This window comes from Pedobacter steynii (assembly GCF_900103665.1).
GTDB lineage: Bacteria > Bacteroidota > Bacteroidia > Sphingobacteriales > Sphingobacteriaceae > Pedobacter > Pedobacter steynii.
Genome location: NZ_FNGY01000002.1, coordinates 193,005 through 215,383, shown reverse-complemented (window position 1 = coordinate 215,383; position 22,379 = coordinate 193,005). Strand labels below are relative to the sequence as shown.

18 protein-coding genes are annotated in these 22,379 nt (G+C 42.2%); 8 read left to right on the top strand and 10 right to left on the bottom strand.

What is annotated here, in order from left to right:
• Positions 1-35: 35 nt before the first annotated feature.
• The 4 genes from BLQ87_RS05265 to BLQ87_RS05250 form a co-directional block, all read right to left on the bottom strand.
• Positions 36-2,801 carry a TonB-dependent receptor gene (locus tag BLQ87_RS05265; RefSeq protein WP_074605107.1) on the bottom strand — a complete coding sequence of 922 codons (2,766 nt, stop codon included), beginning with the start codon at positions 2,799-2,801 and terminating at the stop codon, positions 36-38.
• Positions 2,802-3,211: 410 nt separating this feature from the next.
• Positions 3,212-4,345 carry a BamA/TamA family outer membrane protein gene (locus BLQ87_RS05260; protein ID WP_245723796.1) on the bottom strand — a complete coding sequence of 378 codons (1,134 nt, stop codon included), beginning with the start codon at positions 4,343-4,345 and terminating at the stop codon, positions 3,212-3,214.
• A 173-nt stretch (positions 4,346-4,518) separates the two neighbouring features.
• Complete coding sequence (locus BLQ87_RS05255) at positions 4,519-6,861, bottom strand: glycoside hydrolase (protein ID WP_083361695.1); 2,343 nt, start codon at positions 6,859-6,861, stop codon at positions 4,519-4,521.
• Between the two features lie 10 nt (positions 6,862-6,871).
• The gene (locus BLQ87_RS05250; protein WP_074605105.1) at positions 6,872-7,483 is read right to left on the bottom strand and encodes an SMI1/KNR4 family protein; all 612 of its coding nucleotides are present in this window, start codon (positions 7,481-7,483) and stop codon (positions 6,872-6,874) included.
• Between the two features lie 83 nt (positions 7,484-7,566).
• Here BLQ87_RS05250 and BLQ87_RS05245 point away from each other — a divergent pair, with 83 nt between their 5' ends.
• Positions 7,567-8,547, top strand: coding sequence for a helix-turn-helix domain-containing protein (locus BLQ87_RS05245; RefSeq protein WP_074605623.1), 981 nt, complete (start codon positions 7,567-7,569; stop codon positions 8,545-8,547).
• 2 nt (positions 8,548-8,549) lie between these two features.
• The gene (locus BLQ87_RS05240; RefSeq protein ID WP_074605104.1) at positions 8,550-9,560 is read left to right on the top strand and encodes a helix-turn-helix transcriptional regulator; all 1,011 of its coding nucleotides are present in this window, start codon (positions 8,550-8,552) and stop codon (positions 9,558-9,560) included.
• Between the two features lie 87 nt (positions 9,561-9,647).
• Here BLQ87_RS05240 and BLQ87_RS05235 read toward each other — a convergent pair whose 3' ends face one another.
• Both BLQ87_RS05235 and BLQ87_RS05230 read right to left on the bottom strand, forming a co-directional pair.
• On the bottom strand, positions 9,648-10,097 hold the full coding sequence (locus BLQ87_RS05235) for a hypothetical protein (RefSeq protein WP_074605103.1): 450 nt from the start codon (positions 10,095-10,097) through the stop codon (positions 9,648-9,650).
• 78 nt (positions 10,098-10,175) lie between these two features.
• Positions 10,176-10,415, bottom strand: a complete 240-nt coding sequence (locus BLQ87_RS05230) for a hypothetical protein (RefSeq protein ID WP_074605102.1) — start codon at positions 10,413-10,415, stop codon at positions 10,176-10,178.
• A gap of 112 nt (positions 10,416-10,527) precedes the next feature.
• On the opposite strand from BLQ87_RS05230, the gene BLQ87_RS05225 reads away from it, so the two are divergent.
• Together BLQ87_RS05225 and BLQ87_RS05220 are read left to right on the top strand one after the other, a co-directional pair.
• A complete protein-coding gene (locus BLQ87_RS05225; protein ID WP_074605101.1) occupies positions 10,528-10,830 on the top strand; it encodes an isochorismate lyase in 303 nt (100 codons plus the stop codon).
• Complete coding sequence (locus tag BLQ87_RS05220) at positions 10,830-11,174, top strand: hypothetical protein (protein WP_083361693.1); 345 nt, start codon at positions 10,830-10,832, stop codon at positions 11,172-11,174. The genes BLQ87_RS05225 and BLQ87_RS05220 overlap by 1 nt, the downstream gene beginning before the upstream one ends.
• A gap of 6 nt (positions 11,175-11,180) precedes the next feature.
• On the opposite strand, the gene BLQ87_RS05215 is transcribed toward BLQ87_RS05220, so the two are convergent.
• Complete coding sequence (locus BLQ87_RS05215; protein ID WP_074605100.1) at positions 11,181-11,987, bottom strand: DUF6266 family protein; 807 nt, start codon at positions 11,985-11,987, stop codon at positions 11,181-11,183.
• A gap of 358 nt (positions 11,988-12,345) precedes the next feature.
• On the opposite strand from BLQ87_RS05215, the gene BLQ87_RS05210 reads away from it, so the two are divergent.
• On the top strand, positions 12,346-15,231 hold the full coding sequence (locus BLQ87_RS05210; RefSeq protein WP_074605099.1) for a TonB-dependent receptor: 2,886 nt from the start codon (positions 12,346-12,348) through the stop codon (positions 15,229-15,231).
• Positions 15,232-15,279: 48 nt separating this feature from the next.
• Here BLQ87_RS05210 and BLQ87_RS05205 read toward each other — a convergent pair whose 3' ends face one another.
• Positions 15,280-16,248, bottom strand: a complete 969-nt coding sequence (locus BLQ87_RS05205; RefSeq protein WP_074605098.1) for a helix-turn-helix transcriptional regulator — start codon at positions 16,246-16,248, stop codon at positions 15,280-15,282.
• 79 nt (positions 16,249-16,327) lie between these two features.
• Between BLQ87_RS05205 and BLQ87_RS05200 the strand changes: the two genes are divergently transcribed.
• From BLQ87_RS05200 to BLQ87_RS05190, 3 genes are all read left to right on the top strand, one after another.
• Positions 16,328-16,957, top strand: a complete 630-nt coding sequence (locus tag BLQ87_RS05200; protein ID WP_074605621.1) for a chloramphenicol acetyltransferase — start codon at positions 16,328-16,330, stop codon at positions 16,955-16,957.
• 208 nt (positions 16,958-17,165) lie between these two features.
• Positions 17,166-19,370, top strand: a complete 2,205-nt coding sequence (locus tag BLQ87_RS05195) for a peptidase domain-containing ABC transporter (protein WP_074605097.1) — start codon at positions 17,166-17,168, stop codon at positions 19,368-19,370.
• A gap of 27 nt (positions 19,371-19,397) precedes the next feature.
• Complete coding sequence (locus BLQ87_RS05190; protein ID WP_074605096.1) at positions 19,398-20,708, top strand: beta-barrel domain-containing protein; 1,311 nt, start codon at positions 19,398-19,400, stop codon at positions 20,706-20,708.
• Here BLQ87_RS05190 and BLQ87_RS05185 read toward each other — a convergent pair.
• Positions 20,705-21,934, bottom strand: a complete 1,230-nt coding sequence (locus tag BLQ87_RS05185; RefSeq protein ID WP_074605095.1) for a hypothetical protein — start codon at positions 21,932-21,934, stop codon at positions 20,705-20,707. The two genes, BLQ87_RS05190 and BLQ87_RS05185, sit on opposite strands and share 4 nt — an antisense overlap.
• Positions 21,931-22,377 carry a Rieske 2Fe-2S domain-containing protein gene (locus BLQ87_RS05180; RefSeq protein WP_074605094.1) on the bottom strand — a complete coding sequence of 149 codons (447 nt, stop codon included), beginning with the start codon at positions 22,375-22,377 and terminating at the stop codon, positions 21,931-21,933. Before BLQ87_RS05180 ends, BLQ87_RS05185 begins: the two co-directional genes overlap by 4 nt.
• Positions 22,378-22,379: the final 2 nt, after the last annotated feature.

Here is a 22,379-nt window from a genome sequence, read left to right as displayed (position 1 = left end):
TGAGAAATCGGAATGATACGGGTCCTGATGGGATACTAAAAATTAAAACCGATCCTTGCAAAAATCCGTCTTCCATTTCCGCCCATCTGAACGGCATCAAACGGCCCGGCAGGTTCGTTATTATAAGCCCAACCCTTTGCACCCGGAATATAGCCAAGATCAGGATGGACGTTCAATATGTTATCCGCGCCCAGTGAAATCCGTGCGTATTTATTCAGTTTATAAGATAAATACACATCACTCACCAGCTTTCCGCTATAGTTGTACAAATCTGCAACGGAACCGGAACCATCATCTTTCGGAACCACAGGAGAAGTCCCTGTTCCGTCACCATATCCATAGATGTCTACTTTTCCGAAATAGGTAAAACGCAGACCAACGGTCAGGTCCTGATGCCCATATTCAGGATTTAAAGAAAACTTTACTTTCGGTGCAGAAGCTAAAATAAATTTCTTCTCTCTTGAACTCAGAAAGGTTTCCTTTAGCGCCTCAGTTTTGCCCAGAATAGTTGGATAGTTCACTTTATCAATGTCCATACTCTGGAAATTCCCGGTAAATAAAATCCGGTATCGGTTATCCCCTACTGTTTTATTATAATCCAGTACCACATCGAGTCCGCGGTTAGTGGTATTCACTGCATTGGCAAAAAACTGTGCCGTACCTACCCGAAGTGCTTTTAAAGCATCCGTAAATGAAGGGTCAAGAGTGGTATCATCTGCACTAAACTGCCCGGACAATACCACACGGTCTTTCACATTGATGATATAGCCATCTACGGTAATGCTAAATTCAGGAATGGGTTTAAAGGTAAAGCCCAGACCTGCGTTTTTTGAGGTTTCCTGTTTCAGGTTCGGGATTCCCGCAGCCTTGGTGATCGAACTCGTATTGGGTGCAATCTTTACTTCAGAAATGATAGATCCCTGCACATTCGTGAAGGTCGAACTGTAATTGATCTGCTGTAAAGAAGGCGCACGGAAGCCCGTACCTACTGAACCACGGATGTTAAAATTATCGGCAATTTTATAACGCGTGGCAAACTTCGTACTGAAATTATAACCAAAATCGCTGTAATGTTCCAGTCGGTTCGCAAAACTGATCAGCCATTTGTCGGTCGCATCCAACTCGAAATCAACAAATCCTCCAAAGACAGAGCGGTTGGAATTCGCGGCATCTCCCGGCTGAAAACCAGGAAAGCCCTGTGATCCCGCAGCCTTGATCCCCGCAGGATCGTAATTCTTATAGGAAGCTTCCTCACCTGCAGAAATTTTATAACGCTCATAACGGTATTCTGCACCAAAGCCAAGGTTAAATCCGGAAAGTACTTTATCAAAACGCTTGCTAAAGTTCAAATTTGTTGTATTCTGTAAAAATTCGGAACCTCCATCATCAAAAGAAGTTTTATCTGCACCCAGGGAAGCATTAAAAGTCTTTTTTCCATAAAAATGAAAATCATTGTTTCCGGTATTGTTACTCAGGTCCCAGTTCCAGGCCTCTCCAAAACTTCCTTTTATCCCCGCAGCAAAGCCCAGGTCTTTAATCTTTGTTTCAATGAGCGGATTGTAATAGGATTCCCCGTCAGGTGTTTTTACGATAATTCCTTCTACAGGAATAATATTCGCCCCATTGGTAGGGAAACGTTCCGGTCTGGAAGAGAAGTTACGGGTAAAAGCATAGGCATCTGATCCTTTGTAACTGTATCCACCAAAGCTGTAAAAAGTAGTCTTCGTACTTACCGGAATCTCACTGTTAAAAAAGATCGTTCCTCCTTCTGATGATCCATCGCCATTTGCGCGTCTTGGCGTATTTAAAGGAAGGGCCTTAGGATTTGCAGTTGCCGTATCCTTTGTCTGACGATAAGTTTTGCCATTTTTGGAATAGTCGGCACTGAGGTTAATGAAGCCTGTTTTTCCGATTTTCAGGCCATAGTTCGCATCAAAAGTAAAGGCATTACCGTCAATTGTACCCCCATGCGGATATTGGGCAGCGGCCACACTTTTCTTGCTGTTAAAGGCAGGATCATAATATCCGGAATAACCGACATTGGCATTAAATTCATCTACACTCTTTTTAAGCACCAGGTTAATTACACCCGCTATCGCATCAGAACCGTATTGTGCTGAAGCGCCGTCACGCAGGATCTCCACCCGCTCAATTGCAGCTGTAGGAATGGTACTCAGATCGACACCTGAGTTCCCCCTGCCTCTGGTTCCAAATACAGAAACAAAGGCGGTTGAATGCCGGCGTTTACCGTTTACCAGGACCAGGGTTTGATCCGGCCCCAATCCTCTCAGCGTCCCAAGCTCCACATGATCTGCACCATCAGAGCCCGACTGCTTGTTATAATTAAAGGAAGGCGCAGCATAATTTAAGATATCGGTGAGTTCGAGCCTTCCCGTGGTCGCGGCAGTCTTACTCACATTCACAATATCCACCGGAACTGCCGTTTCCAGCTTTACCCGCCCTGCTGAACGCGTACCGATGAGTACAACTTCGTCCAGCTGAGCAGGATTACTTTCCAAAATGATTTGAAAACTGGTGTTCGTACCCACCAATTGGGTAACCGGTTTATATCCGGTATAACTGAACACGAGTTGATCTGTTGGTGCTGCATCAATAGAGAACTGTCCGCCGGAATTGGTACTGGTCCCTTGTTTACTTCCTTTGATGTATACGGATACACCAATTAACGTTTCTTTGGTCGCGGCATCTGTCACCGTTCCGGTAATGGTCTTTTTTTGTGCAAAAATCAGTTCTGAGCTCAGAAACAATAGTGCAAAGAAGAGTAATAATGTTTTTTTCATAGTGGTTGAGATGATTGAAAAATCGGGTTTAGGTTTTCTAACATAAAATACTACTTTATTATCAAAATACCATACACAATATCATTGACAGGCAGATATTTAAAACAAAATTTCAGAATATCACAAAACGTCATTTTTTACCTGAATAAGTCAATTATTTCCTCCGTTTAGAACAAAATTGGACTTTAAGAAATTATAAACTATCTTAGGTTATGGCTCTCAGCCCATATAAACCAAATATTACATCTATAAAAGGCCAATTTTAGCCTGGATAACCCTAATTACACTCAGAATCCAGGGTATTAAATCAGCTAACTACCTCATTCCATATGAAAAACCCCTGTTTTGAAATTCAAAACAAGGGTTTTTCTTGAGGCCGTGTTAGGAATCAACCGGAAAAAGCAAGCATATTAGAAAGTCTCCCCAAGACTAAAGGTAAAGCTATTATAGCCTTTGCTCGTTCCATAGTCCACACCAATATTGGTATTTGAGCTCTTATTGAATTTCACCCGAAGTCCCGTACCGACAGCAGGTTTCCAGGAGCTAAACATAGCCTTCGAACCACTCACCGTATTCACATTTGCAAACACCACAAAACCAAACAAACCATTATTGGTAATGTCCCTTCGGTATTCACTTTCCAGATAAAACAACGACCGCCCACGGTAACGGTTCTGGTCGATCCCCCTGCCTGAGCGGTTAGCGGGGTCCCAACCAATACTGGGTAAATCAAGATAAGGAGTTTTATTTCCCAGGCTCGCCCAGAGGTAAGTCCAGAAAGCCAATGTATTTTGCTGATCAGGTTTTGATGGATTCATGGAAATATATTTTCTAACATCCAGGTACAACGAGCTCCATGAATCATTGCTTCCCAAAAATTTAGGATTGACCCTATAAACCAGGTTGCCATACATACCTGGAAGTGGATTAATGGAGTTGTTCCTGGTATCATACAGTAAATTGAAAGTGATACCCGAAGAAAAAGAATTACTGCCAGTCCCGTATTCATAGTTTGTATACTGTTTCAGGCTCACATTCGGATCTTCACTTTTTATATTAAAATGGTAATCAAGACTATATCCCAATCCGGCAAAGAAATAGGGTCTGACCTGTTTCAGTGCACTTTGGTAAAAACGAATATACTTGTAATCGACCAAGGTAGGTGCTGGATTTACGGCTTTGCTCCCCAGTCCCCAGGTATATTGCGGGTAAACCAGAAAACGTGTATCTCCCTGGATGACCCATTTATTATCAGGAAGCCATATGGTACTGCGTAAGGGCAAACCAAAGCGGTTTCCTAAATTCCAGTAGGGCGTAAAGGTGACAGAAGACAAATTTGTCGTCTTTCTTGGCCCAAGATACATGGCTGCTGTGGTACTTGTAACCAATGCGCGACCACTTCCACCAGGAACAGTACTGCTCACCGGAAGTATAGAGAAATAGATCTTTTTGCCCCGTTCCGCCTTGATCTCCTTCGGTTTTATCTTAAACCATGATTTGGCCACATCGATCAGATCTTTCTGAGCAGAGGTATCAGTTTCCACCGTTTGCTGCGTAGTTATATTGCTAACATTCTGGGCATATAAACCACAGGGAAATAGCAACAAGAAAAATAAACTTGTTTTTATTGGAAGTCGTTGCATAAGAAATAACCGTAAGAAATAACTGAATAATTAGTTATTCAATAAACGTGCCTTTAATTAAGAGTTATTTCTGATTAAGGCTGATATACTTCAAAAGTATTGTCAATCAGATCATGAATCATCAATGTCTGCGGAAGAATCACCTGGTTCCGGTAAGTAAAAGAAGTCTTGCCGAAATTCGCGACCACCTCCATCTTATCGCCAAAAGTAGTTTTCTGAACCTGCCGATCTTTGCTCAGCCAATCGAATGCCGTCATTTCCAATTTCGCTGCCACTTCATGTGTTTTCGAAAAGACCTTTACATGCTTAGAGATGACCTCCTTAAATTTAAGCCAGTTTTCCTCATTGAGGTGATATAATGGCGGCACATTAAATAAAATCTCTTTCAACTCTGTGTTTTTTATTTCTGAAGGGACTTTCAAACTCCCCCATTCCCAATGGTGGGAAGTCACTACTGCATTGTTATACACCAGTTGAAATAAGGGAATATTAAAACGGCTATCGTAATAAAGATACCGGTATTCTTCTTTTAATGCCGCCTGCAAACCATACCTGTCGGGAACCCCTCCATTATTAGAGAAATATCCTCCGATATAATATTTTGATGTTTTGTTTTTTCTCATGTCCGGGTCATTCCAGGCAATCACGGGTGTAGTCATCCCATGACCATAAGCAATAACGCCCGCAGCGAAATCATTTCCAACCTCCGAACCGACAACCAGTTTATACGTATCCCTGATCCAGGCCATTCTTTGCAAACGCGCTTTGATGTCATCTTCCTGACTCGTCATTCTTCCAGGTGTATAATCATCAAGACTCTCCCCTGTTGCATCGCAATCAATAAACCAGGAGTTGAATACCTCCCCTGTATTGTCCATCACTTCTGTCATCCTGTTTTTCACCGCAGGCATCGACAGTGTAGGGTTCAGCTTCCGCCCTTTGCCTAGAAAACCCAAAGATGGCTTTCCATTTTTATTCCTCACAAAGGCCTTTGTAAATAGCGTGGTATCAGAAAACTTTGCAGTAATCCAGCCTTCTTTTCCTGGCTGATGAATGCTGTGATAGGAATCGTAAGGACCAATTAAATAGCCATTTGCTACCGCCTTGCCGACAAACTCCGGATGAATTTCGGCAGGCATCCAATCGTTCAAACCCAACCAGGCCTTTTTTATTCCCGCAGTCTGCATTTCATCCAGCATTTTGGGTTGTGTACCGCCCCAATCGGCGATCGGACGAAACACCTCCGGATAAGCAGCATTGAGCAATAATTTGTTTAAGCTATAAAGCTCTACTGCCTTCAATTGATCCGGGCCTTTACCGATCAGGTTGAGGACCTCTTTCCCTGGCTTTACCTTGCTCCAGGCAAGCTTATGGTAAAAATCCTTTCTCAGCAAAACCTCATTAAGCGCCTGAACCAATCCATTTTTCTGGTATTTCGTGATGAAGTCTTCCTTTACAAAATCGTTCAATTGGTTTTGAAATTCTCTCCCCGATTCTCCTCCTGAAAACTGTCTGAATATGCTTTTCGTAGGATTCATAGCTCTATCATTCAATTGCTCCAGGATCATTTTTTTAAGCAGCGTCCAGTTGAGTACATCATTTGACACCAAAAACTTATCATTCCAGATATAGATATGAGGCGCACCATATAATTTCCTGATATTGGCATTATCCGCTGCTTTTTGCTCCAGCGTAATGATCTTCCCTTTTTCTTCTACGTATTCTTTATAGGTCTTTGCAATGGCTGTCGTACTGTTTGTAGTCAGATAAATTCTGAAACCATATTGCTTATCGGAAACCGTGGCAGGAAATTCATGATTAAAACTCAATCCCAATGCGCCATTATTGTTCGCAAAGTTCAACTCATTATTGAACATATTCCTGATCACATACACCAGTGCTTTATCCCCGATGTTGGTGGCAAAAAACTGCATGGACAAATCCTGAGATCCACTTAAAGGGCCGCTTTTGGTCAGATGACTGATCCATGCCGTATCCCTGGCCGGAATGTATTTCCCCTGGTGTAAAGGAATCGTTAATGCATCCATCTTTCCATTCAAAACAGGCCAGGTAAAGTCCGTTATTTTGCTGGCTTTAATGCTGACCTCTAAAAAATCAGGATGCAATTCCAGCGATACCTGAATGCCTTTTTCAGGATAGTTCCATGACGCTCCCTTTTCAGCAAATACCAATCCGCTCAATGCTTCTTTTTGAAGCGGAGCCGAAACCGGATACCGCTTTCCATCCACATCTACCGCCGTAATTGAAAACAATTCCGGATTAACTTCCATCTTCTGCGTACCGTTTACCAGGTACAACAGTTCCTGCTGATTTACATTTTGCCCGAAAGTATCCAGTCCAACAAACAACAAGACCAGCAGCATGCCTTTCCTTCCCAGCCTCTTCAATTTTCTCAATATTTATTCTTTAGTTATTGTCAAACACGCCACACCAGATTTCGTAATGGTCACCTGCCCATTTTTTCATTTTTGGGAAATACCATTTTGCAGCACCCTGCGCCAAACAGAATCCCTTATCATCATCAACGATACCTTCGTCCTCAAAATTGCTCAGGGCATGATGTAATGCGGCACTACACAGTAAAAATTGCGCAAAATTATCTGCAACTACATCTCCATAATCCCAATTTCCGGCTCCATGTTCCAGTCTGAGAAGACCGTGTTCCGGTGCGTCCATATTAATCAAAATCGGGTCCGCCCCTTCATCGGCAAAGATGAAATGACCTTTATCCCAATCTTCCAGTTCTGATTTCGCCGACGAATCGTAATTGTATCCGTCCTGAATATATTTTAAATTATCAATGCCATACACCACTATTGGATTTCCGGCAGTAAGGAAATAAAAGTCTTCTGAAGGTGCAAAACTGCGGACATATTTTTTTAAGTCTTCCGGCAATGCGCGGCCAAACTCCTTTTCCAATCTTTCGATAGCTGCACTATGATCTGATAACCCGAAAGGCAATTCCTCTTCATCGTTCCAGAATTTTTTTATTTCCTCAATAGCGGTTTCTATGGTCATATTTATTTTCGTTGGTTTCTATGCCCGACAAACATACACTATTCAGAAAAACATATTCCTATATTTACCCGAAGGTTAATTTAATGAAGGAAGTTATTCATCAATATGGTGTAGAATTGGATTGGGTGGCAGGTCTGGCTGCTCAGCTGGGCGGTCATGTGGAAGGAAACCGCATCATCATTCCCGACGAGGTCCATCCTGGAAACCGCTATATCCTCCCCATTAATGAATCTCTAACGGCCTTTATTATTGATGTAAACTATCGGCAGGACGTGGTCTTTAAATTAAGAAATACCAGGAGTGATTTTGTAGGTATCTATTTCAACCTCACCGAAGGAGATTCCATTCATATCCTGGACGAGGTGTCCAGAACTGCCGGACGATGGGGCTATAACCTGGCCATATTTGATGCAGATATGCAGGGCGATTTCCAGGTCAAAGCGGAATGTACCACGTATATGATTGCCATTTTTATTAAAAAAACCGCCTTAAAGCAATACATTTCCAATATCCCCGAATACACGCAGCTAGTAGAATCCATCTTTAACCCGAAACTCAATACCATTGTGCGTTTTGACCGGATGAGCAATCAGGCCTGGTGGCTCATGAATGAATTGCGAAAAGTATCACCCGAAGGCCCTTTGTACGATGTCTTTGTCACAGGAACAGTCTATGGTTTGATTGGGGATTATATGGACCAGCTCATCAGTCAGGAAATCATTATTGAACAGGTAATTGCAGCAGATGTGGTCAACATCATGACTTCTCAGGCTTTTTTAATCGAAAATATTGAAAACGCATTCCCCGGAATAGCCGGACTCTCGTCGAAGGCAATGATGTCAGAAACAAAGTATAAAAAGCTCTTCAAAAAAATGACGGGTGTAAGTCCCAATGCCTTTTTCCTGAGCAACAAGCTTTCTTTTGCGAAGGAAGTGCTGGAAACGGGTAATTATACCATCGCAGAAATCGCAGACCGGTTTAATTTTTTCGGCGCTTCACACTTCATTGAACAATTTAAAAATGCCTACGGTGTTCCTCCGAAGGAGTACCTGACCCAATTATAACCATGACCACCGAAAGAGCCGAATTTTTCTACCACTATACGCTGGGCCCGGAATGGCAGCAACAGATCGTGGAGCAATTGGGGGCAAACCTGGCCGACAATAAGATCCTGATCCTGCCGGAAGAAATCGCATCGGGAGGGTCCATCTTTCTGGAAGTATTGCCAGGCTTATCTGTGCTGCTGCTCGACATGACCTTTCATGTTCCTGTAGCCATGACCAGAATTCCAACTGACCACAATTATTACATGGTCTATTTTGATATCGGCGATGAGATCACCACCCATATTGTAGAGGAAAGCATTCATAAAGCCGGATATCATTCAAAATTGGGCATGAGTTTCATGGATGCCAATTCAAAGGGAACGATTATGCCTCCGGTTGGAGAGCGCTCTTATAGCTTAAGGTTGTTTATAGAAAAAAGCTATTTAAAAGAACTGGGCGCCTCAACAAGGGACCTTTCCATTAACAATCAATTGTTTGACGAAACAAAAAACACGCTCTTCTTTTATAGTCATATTGACAGCAGAAGTAAGGTGCTTTTAAATAACCTGAAAGAGCAACATTTTACCAATCCATCTTTCGAATTAAAGCTAAAAAGTGCGGCACTCTATCTTCTGGGATATCTGGTGGATCGGGTCAGTCGCTTTGAACCGATCATCAATAAACTCTCCCAGCAGGACATCGACAATGTGCTGAAAACATCTCAATACCTATTGGATCACCTGCTCGATGAATTTCCGGGATTGCAGAAAATGGCAGATCTCGCGGGAATGTCGGTTTCAAAATATAAAATACTGTTTAAGAAAATGCTGAAGGAAAGCCCAAATAACTTTTTCTTAAATGAGAAACTCCTGCTGGCCCAAAAGCTATTACAAAACGGCGACTTTAACAGCGTTCAGGAGATTGCTTATGAACTCGGATACAGCAGTCCGAATTATTTTGCGAAAGTCTATAAAAAGATGTTTGGCCTGTTACCGGCAGAAGTATTGATCAAAGCAGGGCTGTCAGGATAATCCGGGTTGGTTATACAGAAAAAGCAGGCATGCAAAATAGCACGCCCGCAATCCCCCCTTACTAATTGATAAAGAAACCCCTATAGGTTATTTTTGCATACTGAAAACCAGGTAACCTTTATCTTTGGTATTGATAATTACGGTTCCACCTTTGGCTTCAAACTGCTGTCCAAGCGTTAAAAACTCAACAACCTTCATATCGTTCTCACCGGGAGCAATTTTAGAAGTAGAGATTTTTGCATCCTTCAAGGTATTGTTACCTCTTACGGTATAACTTCCTGTCAATTGAACCGTCTCTGGTTTACCGGATAGGTTTGCAGTTCGCGTTGCCTGATCAAACGTAAGACTAAGGCCGCTTACCGGAAAGTCAACTGTTGCAGAATCTTTTCCCTGAGCATTAAATTCATGCATTTCAATTAATCTGTACTGTCCTTTTGGAAGTGGAGCTCCATCTCCCGGATTTTGATCATTGTCTTTTTTACATGCGGTGAATGCTGCTGCGATAACTACCAGTGTTGCTAAAAATTTGATTTTCATGATGTTCTTTTTTTAAATTATTTAATTGTTTATATATATCAGTTGTGTGTTGTGTTTAATTCTTCATCTATGTGGAGCTTACTCCAGACCGAGATAGTTTGCAATGAGTTGCTGATCAGTTTCCGGTTTACTTGAGATGGATAAGGAGGTACTCTCACCGATACAAATCACCCGCTTCCGTCCTTTTTCTTTAACCACTACAAAAAAACCGGCACTGTCTACTTCGTTGTGTTTTCCCGCCACCTCTGCATGAATGAGCTCAGATGGAAATAAAATTGGGTTTCCTTTAACGACGATATACTTTCTTAGTGACAACATATTTGTTTCAATTATTTATGATACAAAAGTACGGTCGGCCCGAATCAGCGAGGGGTAGGATCAGACATTTAACTATTAAAATAAGACCAAATGAGATCTTATCTTTGTGCTTATGAAGAACGCAGCAGCATGTGAAAACATGGAAGAAATACGCGAGGAGATTGATCAGCTCGATAAACAGGTGATCAGCCTGATAGGCCAACGTTTTAAATATGTGCAGGCCGCAGCGAAATTTAAAAAGGACGAAACCTCAGTAAAAGCACCGGAAAGATTTAAAAGTATGCTGGAGAAAAGAAGAGAATGGGCAATAAACGAAGGGCTTTCTCCGGATGCCGTAGAAAAGATGTTCCGTGATCTGGTCAACTATTTCATCTCCGAAGAATTGAAAGCCTGGAAAAAGGAAGGGTCTGCCTGATGATCAGTAAGGATAGTTCACTACCAAAAAAAATACGGATTGCAGGGCTTTGCCTGGTATTTCTGCTCAGCCTCTTGCTCCTAAATACCAATACCTTCGCCAACCTATGGTCAGTTGCCACAGGGCGAGGTTATCTTATTCCGGAAGAAAGTTCCATCGTCGGATTTAGGGTTACTCAAATGAACGAAGGCTCCGGTGAATATTGGCTTTATGCAGAAGATGAACACCACTATTATACGGTGATGGAAAAATCAGGGACAAAGCCTTACCTGCTCCTCTCTAAAGAGAAAGCATCAAGCTGTCCTCATTTTGACAAGCTTGATGTTAAAACCTGGTGCAAATAAAAAAACTCATGAAGGGGCCGTTCTGTTCTTTAACGCTTCCAGAAACCAAAGCCTGCTTCTTTCCTGTTTAATCTTTAGGTTTGGAATTATGGGTTCGACCCGATTTCCCGGGACTTTAGAAATAGCAGTATCGATACCCTGCTGATTTTCAGTTTCAATTTTCAGGGGTTGCTGTTCAGCCGCTGCGATCGAGCCTACATATACGCTATCTGAGACTTTTGTGCCTTCAGGATTGATAAAGGAAATATAAGTTTCCATACGTGCATTCCTATGAGCCCAATCAACAGGAACCAGGTCTTTTCCTTCAATACGCATTGATCCACTTGGCAGATAACTCATTTCACCCATTTCCGGATAAGAAACCAATAACATTGCACGATCATAATTTTGTTCGGTTGGTATATTTGAGGTATCCCAGGTAAACAGGATTCCTTGCTCAGTTCTTTCAATCTGAGGTTGTTTCGCAACCGGAAGACTCCCTTTGCTGACCAATACTTTACTGTAATCCATACTGATGTTTGGATACTCTCCCTGTAGGGCATTCATTTTATTATAAGAAACGGCCTCATTATAGGCATTTCTATTTGTCCCTGCCGCCTCAAACCGAAAGCCCAACCTGATAAAAGGAAGTGCCGGGTTTAAAAAACGGTTCACCACCGTCATTTTTTCACAGTTCACTTTCCTTGCCTTAGTTAAGGGTTTTTCGCTTCTCCCGATCTGCCTCATAACATTCTCTCCATTGAGCACATATGCTACCAGATTTCCGACCCGTCCATGGAGCATTCCAAACGGACCACCTACTAATTTTCCCATTTTCTTGATTTTTAATTCGTTAATAAAAATTATTTTACTGAATATACGAAATCATTTGCAAATGTGATTAAATTGCGATTACCTTCCTGACAACCACCATTCGCCTGTAATAAACCTTTCATAGACCTTGGGAATCAATCGAGGATCAATCAACCCCCTATCTAAGATCAAAAGTTGTTCAACTGAAAGTTAAAGGATATGATCAGGAAATCACAGGGAAATAAAGAGCGAAAATCAAACAAAAGTCTGCTTTTCAATAAAAATTAAGCCATTTCATAAAACATCATTTGGCTAAATACACATCACTATATTTTTCGTGTAATTTTTTTGTTATATTGCTATATAAACCTACAACCTTATGAAAAAAATTTTACAAACCACCACTTTTCTGATCTTCTTTCTCCTCGCCTCCGGACAACTATTTGCCCAGGGTTTAAAAGGAAAAGTCACCGATTCTACCGGCTCTGTGATTCCAGGGGCAACTGTCCAGGTAATCGGTGCTAAAATCGGCACTTCAACAGATGGCAACGGACAGTATGCCTTAAAATTCCCTGCAGCCGGGGCCTATAGGATCAAGGTCTCTTTTACGGGATATGAAACTTCAGAAACTGAAGTCCAAATTGACAATACGGTAAAAACACAGGATTTCATACTTCGGGATGCCAAGCAATTATTGCTGGATGTGATTGTAGTCGGCTCCAGATCCTCGGTCCCGAGAACGAATATTCAAAGTTTAGTTCCCGTAGATTTAATTACCAGTAAAGATGTCCGCACCTTTGCCCAGGTAGACATTACACAAATATTAAATTATGTTGCCCCTTCTTTTAACTCCAACAGACAAACAGTGGCAGATGGAACCGATCATATTGACCCGGCCTCTCTACGCGGCCTGGGCCCGGATCAGGTCCTGGTACTGGTCAATGGCAAGCGCAGACACACCACTGCCCTGGTGAACATTAACGGTACTTTTGGCCGTGGTACCGTAGGTACAGATATGAACTCCATCCCTGTTGCTGCTATTGAGCGCATCGAGGTTTTACGTGATGGTGCAGCCGCACAGTATGGTTCTGACGCCATCGCCGGAGTCATCAATGTGGTCTTAAAAAAAATCACTCCATATAGTTTCTCTACTTCCTTTGGACAGTCTGACACCAAAGCTTTAGGCCGTGAATTTAATGATGGCCGTACCTTTCAGGTAGATTTCAGCAAGGGATGGGCCTTTAAGAACGACAGAGGTTTTGTCAATTTCGCGGGACAGTATTTGCAACGCGGGTTTACCAACCGTGGCGGTTTAGATACCCGCCCTTTATTGTATTCTGCATCGCCAACCAAAGGTCCAACAGAAACTGAAGCCGCTTTTCAAGCCAGGTTTGCCAGCCTGAAAGCAGCAGATGATGCCAGGGCAGCAGCAAACGGGCTGGACAGAAATAACATGCGTGTAGGGAATTCAGATTCCAAAAACGGCGGTTTCTTTTTGAATGGACAATACAATTTCTCTGACGCTGCCGAACTTTATTTCGCAGGTGGCTATACCCATAAAACAGGAAGTGCCGCAGGTTTCTTCCGCTTGCCAACACAAACTACTCAGATTGATTTAAGTATCTACCCTAACGGATTCCTTCCCCTTATTGATACAAAAATCAATGACCTCTCCTTTTCTGCCGGACTGAAAGGCAAACTTGGCGGCTGGAATTATGACCTGAGCAATACCAGTGGAGAAAACAACATTGCATTCGACATCAACAATACGATCAATGCTTCTCTCCCAACAGGCACAAGTCCAACCTCATTTTATGCAGGTAAATTGTTTTTCAGACAAAACACAACCAATTTAGACCTGGACAAGAAATACAGCTTCGATGGTGGTTTTCTAACTTCATTAAATACCGCTTTCGGAGGGGAGTTCAGGATAGACAATTACCAGATTAAACCTGGAGAAGAGCTGTCTTATTCTTATGGCCAACCTTCAAAGAACATTCCAGGCCGAATGGTAGGATCTTCATTTACAGCAGCTGGAGCACAGGTATTTCCGGGTTTCAAGCCTGCGAATGCCCTTGATAAATCCAGGCACAACACCAGTGCTTACCTCGATTTAGAAGCTGAATTCGGATCAAGGGTCATGCTGGAAGCGGCCGGACGCTACGAAAATTACAGCGATTTCGGTTCCAATTTCTCCTATAAATTTGCCGGCAGAATAAAACTATTCGGGGATATTTCCCTCCGTGGTGCTTATGCTACCGGCTTCAGGGCCCCTTCTTTACACCAGCGCTTTTTCAATAATGAGAGTACGCAATTTGTTGCCGGAAATCCTACTCAGGTGCTAACGGTAAACAACGACAACCCCATTGTTGCTCAGTTTGGTGTAGGTTCCTTAAAACCTGAGATTTCCAGGTCAGGAAGTTTAGGTCTGGCAGGAAGAATTGCCAAAACATTTACGTTTACCATTGATGCTTACAACATTGACATTGATGACCGCATCGTTTTCTCCAGTCAATATGCCCGGGAACGTGGCGCCGGAGGCGTGCTCATCCCAACAGGTGTGGTAAATCAGATCTTAAATACGGTAGATCCAAATGCACAGGTAAATAGCGTTCAGTTTTTCACCAATGCCATCAAAACAAATACGGCTGGTTTAGATGTCGTACTGACCAACAGGTTTACCTTAGGCACTTCCAGCAGTTTGTTACTGAGCATAGCCGGAAACCTGAACAAAACGATTGTAAGAAGCGTTCAGGGTTCTGCCAAAATAGAAAGCGATCCAACCTTGAAAGCCAAGTTATTTGACCGTTTGGAACGTTCCCGTTTTGAAAGCTCTGTTCCTAAAAACAAATTGAACATCACCGCCAATTACACCGTAGACAAATTAAGCTTTGTAGCGCGGACCGTTCGTTTTGGAGAGGTGACCTTTTTAAATGCAGTAGATCCAAACGTTCCGGCCAATGGCTTACCAGTACAACTCGATCAAACCTTCGCACCAAAATGGGTAACCGATTTCTCGGTAAGTTACGCGCCAAGTAAGGCATTGACGCTAACTGTGGGTGCCAACAATATATTTGATGTATACCCTGATAAATTATACATCGATCCCCGCAATAATGAAAACAATTTGAGTGGCGTTTCTACGAGCAACTATTCAGGTGGCCTAGACAATACCTCTAACGGAAGGTTTTTATTCCCAAGGGCGATCAGTCAGTTTGGCTTTAGCGGCCGCTATGTATATGGCAAAATCGCGTGTACTTTTTAGTATTAACTCCATAAAGAGAAAGCCGGTCGCTCTGATCGGTTTTCTCTTTTAAAAAACCAGCTGGTACTTTCCCGGAGAATAACCATAACACTGCCTGAATGCCCGTATAAATGCAGAATCTGAAGCATAGCCGATCACCGCGGCAACCTCTCCAACAGTAAAGCCTCCACTAAGGAGCAGTGTTTGTGCATGATTTAACCTAAGCTGCTGGATATAGCCGAAAACCGTTGTTCCAAATAATTTTTTAAAGCCTCTTTTTAGCTTGAACTCATTTAACATAAAGTTCCTGCTAATCTCTTCCAGGGTCAACTGATGTAGAAAGTTTTCAGACAGATAGGCTTTACAACTCATCAGCCGTTCTGTATCTGCACTTGAAATGTCATCCGTTTTATCCTTATTGTTTTGCGGATCATGGTTTAGCGTCAACAGCACAAGTTCTTTTACTTTCGAAATGATATAGCTTGCTTTTAAAGCATCCGCAACCGGCGGAGCGCTGATCAGACCAAGCGTCGTATTTTGCCAATGGTCCATCCTTTTGCTCTGACTAAATAAGGAAAAAGATTCTGCTCTTGCGCTTCGGTCAAAAATCTCCTGAAAACCGGGCCCGCATTCCGCAAGTATTTGTCTGAAGAATGTTGGTTTCAGTCCCAGGCATATATATTCGTATTTCTGTTGCTCAGGAAAAGTAAAGGTACTTACAGGATCGATACAATTCATTACATTAAAATGGCCTTTTTCCATAGACAACACTTCTTTAAATCCTGTAATCGAGGCATCCGATCTGCCCGAAAGCTCAAAATGAAAACTGACATGCGTCGTATCCTCCATTCTGTTAACTCTGACCGTCTTCTTAAAATCCGCATAAAAATGCAAAATATCAAAATGTTCATTACGAAGACTTTTTGTCTGACATTCGAACCTATCCTTTAAAGTTACCGATGTTTCCTCAGCTTGAAACCCGGCAACAAACTCCCTTTTCATCAATGTAGCGAATTCTTTTCCTTCGATTTGATACATAATCCGTTTCGGTCAATTTTAAATCCTTTCCTGCATATTATAAAATCCGCTGATCTTGCAATTTGCGCAGATGAAAGACATGAACAAATCTATAATAGATATTACAACCTGGAAAAGAAAAGACCATTATTATTTCTTTAAGCAGTTTGAACAGCCGTTTTATGGAATCACGACAGATCTGAATTGTACGGAAGCGTATCATTATTGCAAAGCGTATCACATTCCTTTCTTCTTATTTTACCTCTATAAATCCCTTAAAGCGGTTCAGCAAATCAATGAGCTTAAATATCGGATGGAGCAGGATCAGGTGTTCGAATACCAGCAAATTTCAGGATCGGTCACCGTCCTGAGGAATGATGAAACCTTTGGCTTTGCCTATTTCGACTACCATGAGGATTTCACGCAGTTTATGAAGCAAACTAAAATTGCTATTGCCGCAGTAAAAGCAGAAAAGGGCTTGCACATACGACCTGAATTAAACAGCCTCATTCATTATACCGTTCTTCCCGGGATAAAATTCTCCAGTATGCAACACGTACAATCGACATCAGTAAAGGACTGCATCCCAAAAATCGCTTTCGGAAAGCTGACTTTCGAGCATGAGCAGGTTTTATTACCGCTTTCCATCCATGTACACCATTCCCTTTGTGATGGCTTACATCTGGCAAAATACATCGCTTGTTATCAGCAGGAACTGCAAATCATTTAAAACCTTCAACGCCTTCAAAACAGAACGGATGCATTTTACATAGATTAATTTTATTTTTCAATACCGTAATTTAATTTGCAGCAACGGGAATATTATTTGCTGCGATCATATTAATTTATATATATTTAAAACACCAAGGATAGGATGGCCTGCGATAGTTCACTGCAGACTATCCTAAAGATTTTAAACATCATAAATGCCGTAGCTCTTGAAAAAGTTTCCATTTTATAAACAACCGGACCAGATGGACTGTGGTCCAACCTGTTTACGTATGATCGCCAAACACTACGGGCGCAACTATAGTTTGCAGCGCCTGCGTGAAATTTCAGGAATCAATAGAGAGGGTGTTTCGCTTTTGGGCATCAGTGAAGCTGCCGAAAAAATTGGCTTCCGGACTACCGGTGTCCGGATTGGCATGGATATGCTGCTGGAAGTGGAGATGCCATGCATCTTACACTGGAGCCAGAACCACTTTGTAGTATTGTATAAAATTCCTTCAAAACTCAATTTAAAAGGAAAGAACTATTTAATTGCAGATCCCGCAAAAGGGCTCATTGCTTATACTGAACAGGAATTAAAAAGACATTGGATCAGCACACAGAATGATGGACAGGGAGAAGGTGTGCTCCTGATGCTTTCTCCGGCCCCGGATTTTTACGCTCAGGGCGGTGATCCGGATAAGGGATTAAGTTTAACTTATCTGCTCAGTTATTTAGTCAAGTATAAAAAGCTGATCTTCCAGTTATTTGTAGGATTGGGCGTAGGTAGTATCTTGCAGTTGATCTTACCTTTTTTAACACAATCACTCGTTGATATCGGAATAAATTCGAGGAACCTGAACTTCGTTTACATCATTGTGATTGCACAGACCATGCTCTTTCTAGGTAGGCTGAGCATTGATTTTATCCGTTCCTGGATTTTACTGCACATCAGTACAAGGATCAATATTTCCATTCTGACGGATTTTCTGATTAAGATCATGAAACTCCCGATGAGTTTCTTTGATACGAAGATGACAGGCGATATCATGCAGCGGATGAGTGATCAGGGGAGGATTCAGAGTTTCCTTACAGGATCCTCATTAAGCACCATTTTCTCACTTTTCAACCTCGTCGTATTTGCCTTTGTGCTGATGTATTACAACACCACCATCTTTATCATATTTTTGGTGAGCAGCATCGTATACACCCTCTGGGTGGTATTTTTCCTTAAAAAAAGAAGGGAACTTGATTTTAAGCGCTTTGACATTTCCTCCAAAAACCAAAGTAACATTGTCCAGCTCATCAGCGGAATGCAGGAAATTAAACTGAACAATTGTGAACAGCAAAAAAGATGGGAATGGGAAAGAATTCAGGCTTCTTTGTTCAAATTTAGCGTAAAGAGCCTTGCATTGGGCCAATATCAACAGATTGGAACCTTCTTCATCAACGAGGGCAAGAATATTCTGATTACTTTCATTGTGACCAAAGCAGTGATTGACGGACAGCTTACGCTTGGTGCCATGATGGCCATTCAGTATATCGTTGGGCAGCTGAACAGTCCGATTGAGCAATTGTTAGGTTTCTTACAACAATTGCAGGATGCAAAGATCAGTTTGGAACGCTTAAATGAGATCCATGAACTGCAGGATGAAGAGCCACTGGACAAATCTTTCATGAGCGAACTGCCTTTGAATAAAACCGTTTCTTTCCAAAACTTAACGTTCAGCTATCCCGGGGCAGGAAATGAACCTGTTTTACAAGACATTTCGCTGAGCATTCCGGAAGGAAAAACCACGGCTATTGTTGGAATGAGCGGCAGCGGCAAGACCACCATTTTAAAACTGCTGCTCAGGTTTTATGAACCCCAAAAGGGTGATATTAAAGTAGGCAGTACCTATTTAAATCAAATTGGTTACCGGTACTGGAGGGGCAAATGTGGAATTGTGATGCAGGATGGCTTTATTTTTTCGGACACCATTGCCAGAAATATCGCCGTTGGTGATGAATATCCTGATATGCCGAAATTACTTCATGCGATAAAAATGGCAAATATCAGTGATTTTATAGAGGAGCTTCCGCTAGGCCTAAACACTAAAATCGGCGCTGCAGGGAATGGCATTAGTCAGGGGCAGCGACAACGCATGCTGATTGCGCGTGCAGTATATAAAAATCCGGAATACATCTTTTTTGATGAAGCCACCAATGCCCTGGATGCCAACAATGAAAAGACGATCATGGAGAACCTGGAAAACTTTTTTAAGGGCCGAACAGTAGTCGTAGTTGCCCACCGCCTGAGTACGGTTAGAAATGCAGACAACATCATCGTGCTAGACAAAGGCTGCATCATCGAACAGGGAACCCATCAGGAGCTGACCAACAATAAAGGCGAATACTATGAACTCGTAAGAAACCAATTGGAACTGGGCGCTTAATACCGTCTTTGTAATAGATTAAACAACATGGCTACAAAAAATATTGAAGAACCAGAAGAGGAAGCAATTGCGGGATACGAAATCAATAGTGAAGAAGTTCAGGAAATTATCACTGCTGTACCTTCCTGGATTTTGCGGAGAGGAAGTACGGCAATCTTTCTGATCTTATTTTCTATTGTCCTCGCATCGGCATTTATACAATATCCTGATGTGGTTAAAACCCGCTTAAAAGTCAATTCACTGAATGCCCCGAAGATTGTATATGTGAAACAAACTGGAAAGATCGTATCACTTTTGGTGAAGGAGGGTACTCAGGTTAAACAAAATGACCCACTGGCTTTTATGGAAAGTACCGCCAGTCATCAGGACGTCCTTAAATTACATGAGGCCTTAAAGGAAATTGCCGATCAATTGAACAAAACGGGCCTTGCAAAAGTAGTGGTTCTGGAAAACTTACACCTTGGGGAATTACAGGCTGCCTATCAGAATTTTTATCAGCAATATCTGCAGTTCATCTCCACACAAAACGGTGGTTATTATCTGAACCGAAAAAAATACCTGCAACAGGACCTTTTGGAAATTGAGAAGTTAAAGAACCAGATTATTGTTCAGAAAAAAATCCAGGATAAAGAGTACGCCAATATAGAGCAGGAGTTTGAAGCTTATAAAAAGTTGCATCAAAAAGGGGTGATTTCCATGAACGAATTTAAACAACAGGAAAACAAATACCTGGCAGGTAAATATCCATTGGAACAGACCGTTACCTCGCTCATCAACAACAACACCTCCTATGCCGCCAAGCAAAAGGAGATCATGGACGTTGACCATACCATTCAGGAAGAAAAAGCAAAATTCATACAATCGCTGAGCAATATGGTGACGGAAACCGATGCCTGGCTCAAGTTATATGTGCTGAGCGCCCCTGTAGCAGGACTTGTGAGCTATGCCGGGATCGTACAGGAGAACCAGACGATGAATGCAAACCAGGAGCTGTTTGTCATCAATCCTGCGAACACAAACTTCTTTGGCGAGGTCTATATTCCACAGGATAATATGGGTAAGATAAAAGTCGGCCAAAGGACACTGGTAAAAATGCGAAGCTTTCCTTTTGAGCAGTACGGGCTCATCCGTGGCAATGTCAATTACATCTCAGACGTAGCTTTTAAGGATAGCGTATTTATTGCCAAGATCGCTTTCGACCAGTTTGAGAATAAAGATCCTGAGCATAAAATCGTGCTGAAAAATGGCATGCAGGCAGAAGTTGAAATTATTACGGAGGAAAGCTCCCTGCTGCGCAGGTTTACCAGGAACATTACCAAAATGCTGAACAACAATTAGAAATAGGTAGATATTCCAAATTGCAGGGCAGCACTTCTTGCTGAAGGGTTGCCCAGAAGGTCTTTTTGCCCCTGAGTCCGGTAATTCAGTCTCAACACGGTTTGTGATTTTGGCCTGAAACTGATTCCCGGCATCACACTCCAGAGTTCATCTGCAATATTCCCGCCTGTTTCTATAAATTTACCCCTGTTCCAATCTACATATTCCAAACGGCAGGCCAGGTTTAAAGTTGCATTTTGCCAGCCCAGGATATTTCTTTTTAAAACAGGTTGAACAATATCTACAAAACCGCCTTGTTGTTTTGAACCAAACTGCTGTGTATAGGTTTTTGGGACATCGACATTTATCCAGGCCCATTCTCCGGTAATGAACGTATTCAGCATCGGGATGGTGGTATTAAAATCTATGGCGAAAACCCTTAAGCCTCTTTTATCGTCTATGACGATTCCATCGTCCTTCCATTTATTGTAGATTCCGCCCATATAAGACAGTCCTATTTCTCCAATTTTCTGATGTCTGACGGCAATTTTCCCTGTGATCAGGGGTTCGCCACTTGCAATCTCTTCAAAACGTTCTGCGTTAGCCTTCGCTGCCGGCAGAAAGGTTTTGTTCTCTTTATTTGCGATAATTGAATTGTCAAAACCACTGGAAGCATACAATTCATAACCAAACATCCAGTCCTTCTGGTAGTACTTCCCATAGATCCCAAATCCGGCATTACTCCATGTCGCGGGCAACATTTGTGTCATGGCGATCGGGCGGTCTGTGAATTCCCATTTCGGACCATCATGATTCTGGTTAAATGCCCCGATCGGGTTCACAATCATCCCTCCCCTCAGGTTCAATAGCGGATGGAGCTCAAAATCCAATGCGGCGAACTCCACAGCAATTTCTTTTTCTGCCGGTTCAAATTCAATTTCCGACAGGAACTTGATCTTTTTACCAATTGTAGAGGCGACAAATAAGGTCATGCGCCTGAATTGAAACTGATGGCCTTCAGACACACCGTCTTTCCCCAGGTATTGCCAGTTTGCTTCCATATAACCTCCTACCGCTACCGGCAATTTCCCGACCGCGGTGAAGGGCCTGCCATAGATCGCATCCATATTCAGTGCTTGTTTGCTCGTATCTGCAGCTTTAATCTTTAAAAGCAGCGGATCAATCTGGGCATTTGCCAGATGGACTGATGCCAGGACGATTACGCCGAGGGTAAATATCTTTTTCATACTGCTTTAAGGGAGATTTTGATTTGATTTTGTTCGATGATAACCGGAAAAGTTCGCAAATTGGTATCCGCAGGCCCATTTTGCATCAATCCTTTATTGTTAAATTCGCTTCCATGTGCAGGACATTGCAGTTTATCTCCAAATACCTGTAATTCTGCGCCCTGGTGTGTACAGGCCATCCATAATGCGGTATAATTATGCTCGTCAAACCGATAGACACAAATCGGATATTTTAATTGTTCCTGGTTCAGAATGATATACTTTTTAAAATATTTCTTTCCTCCGCCACTGGTTTCAAAATCAGTTAAGGGAACCACAAGATCACTCCCAAGAATGGTTCCTGAACCTGTTTTTATAGTACTGCAGCTCTCCAAAAATGTAGCCATCCCAATTCCACCCAGGCAGGCGAAGCCACAGGTTTTTATAAAGTCTTTTCTTTCCATTG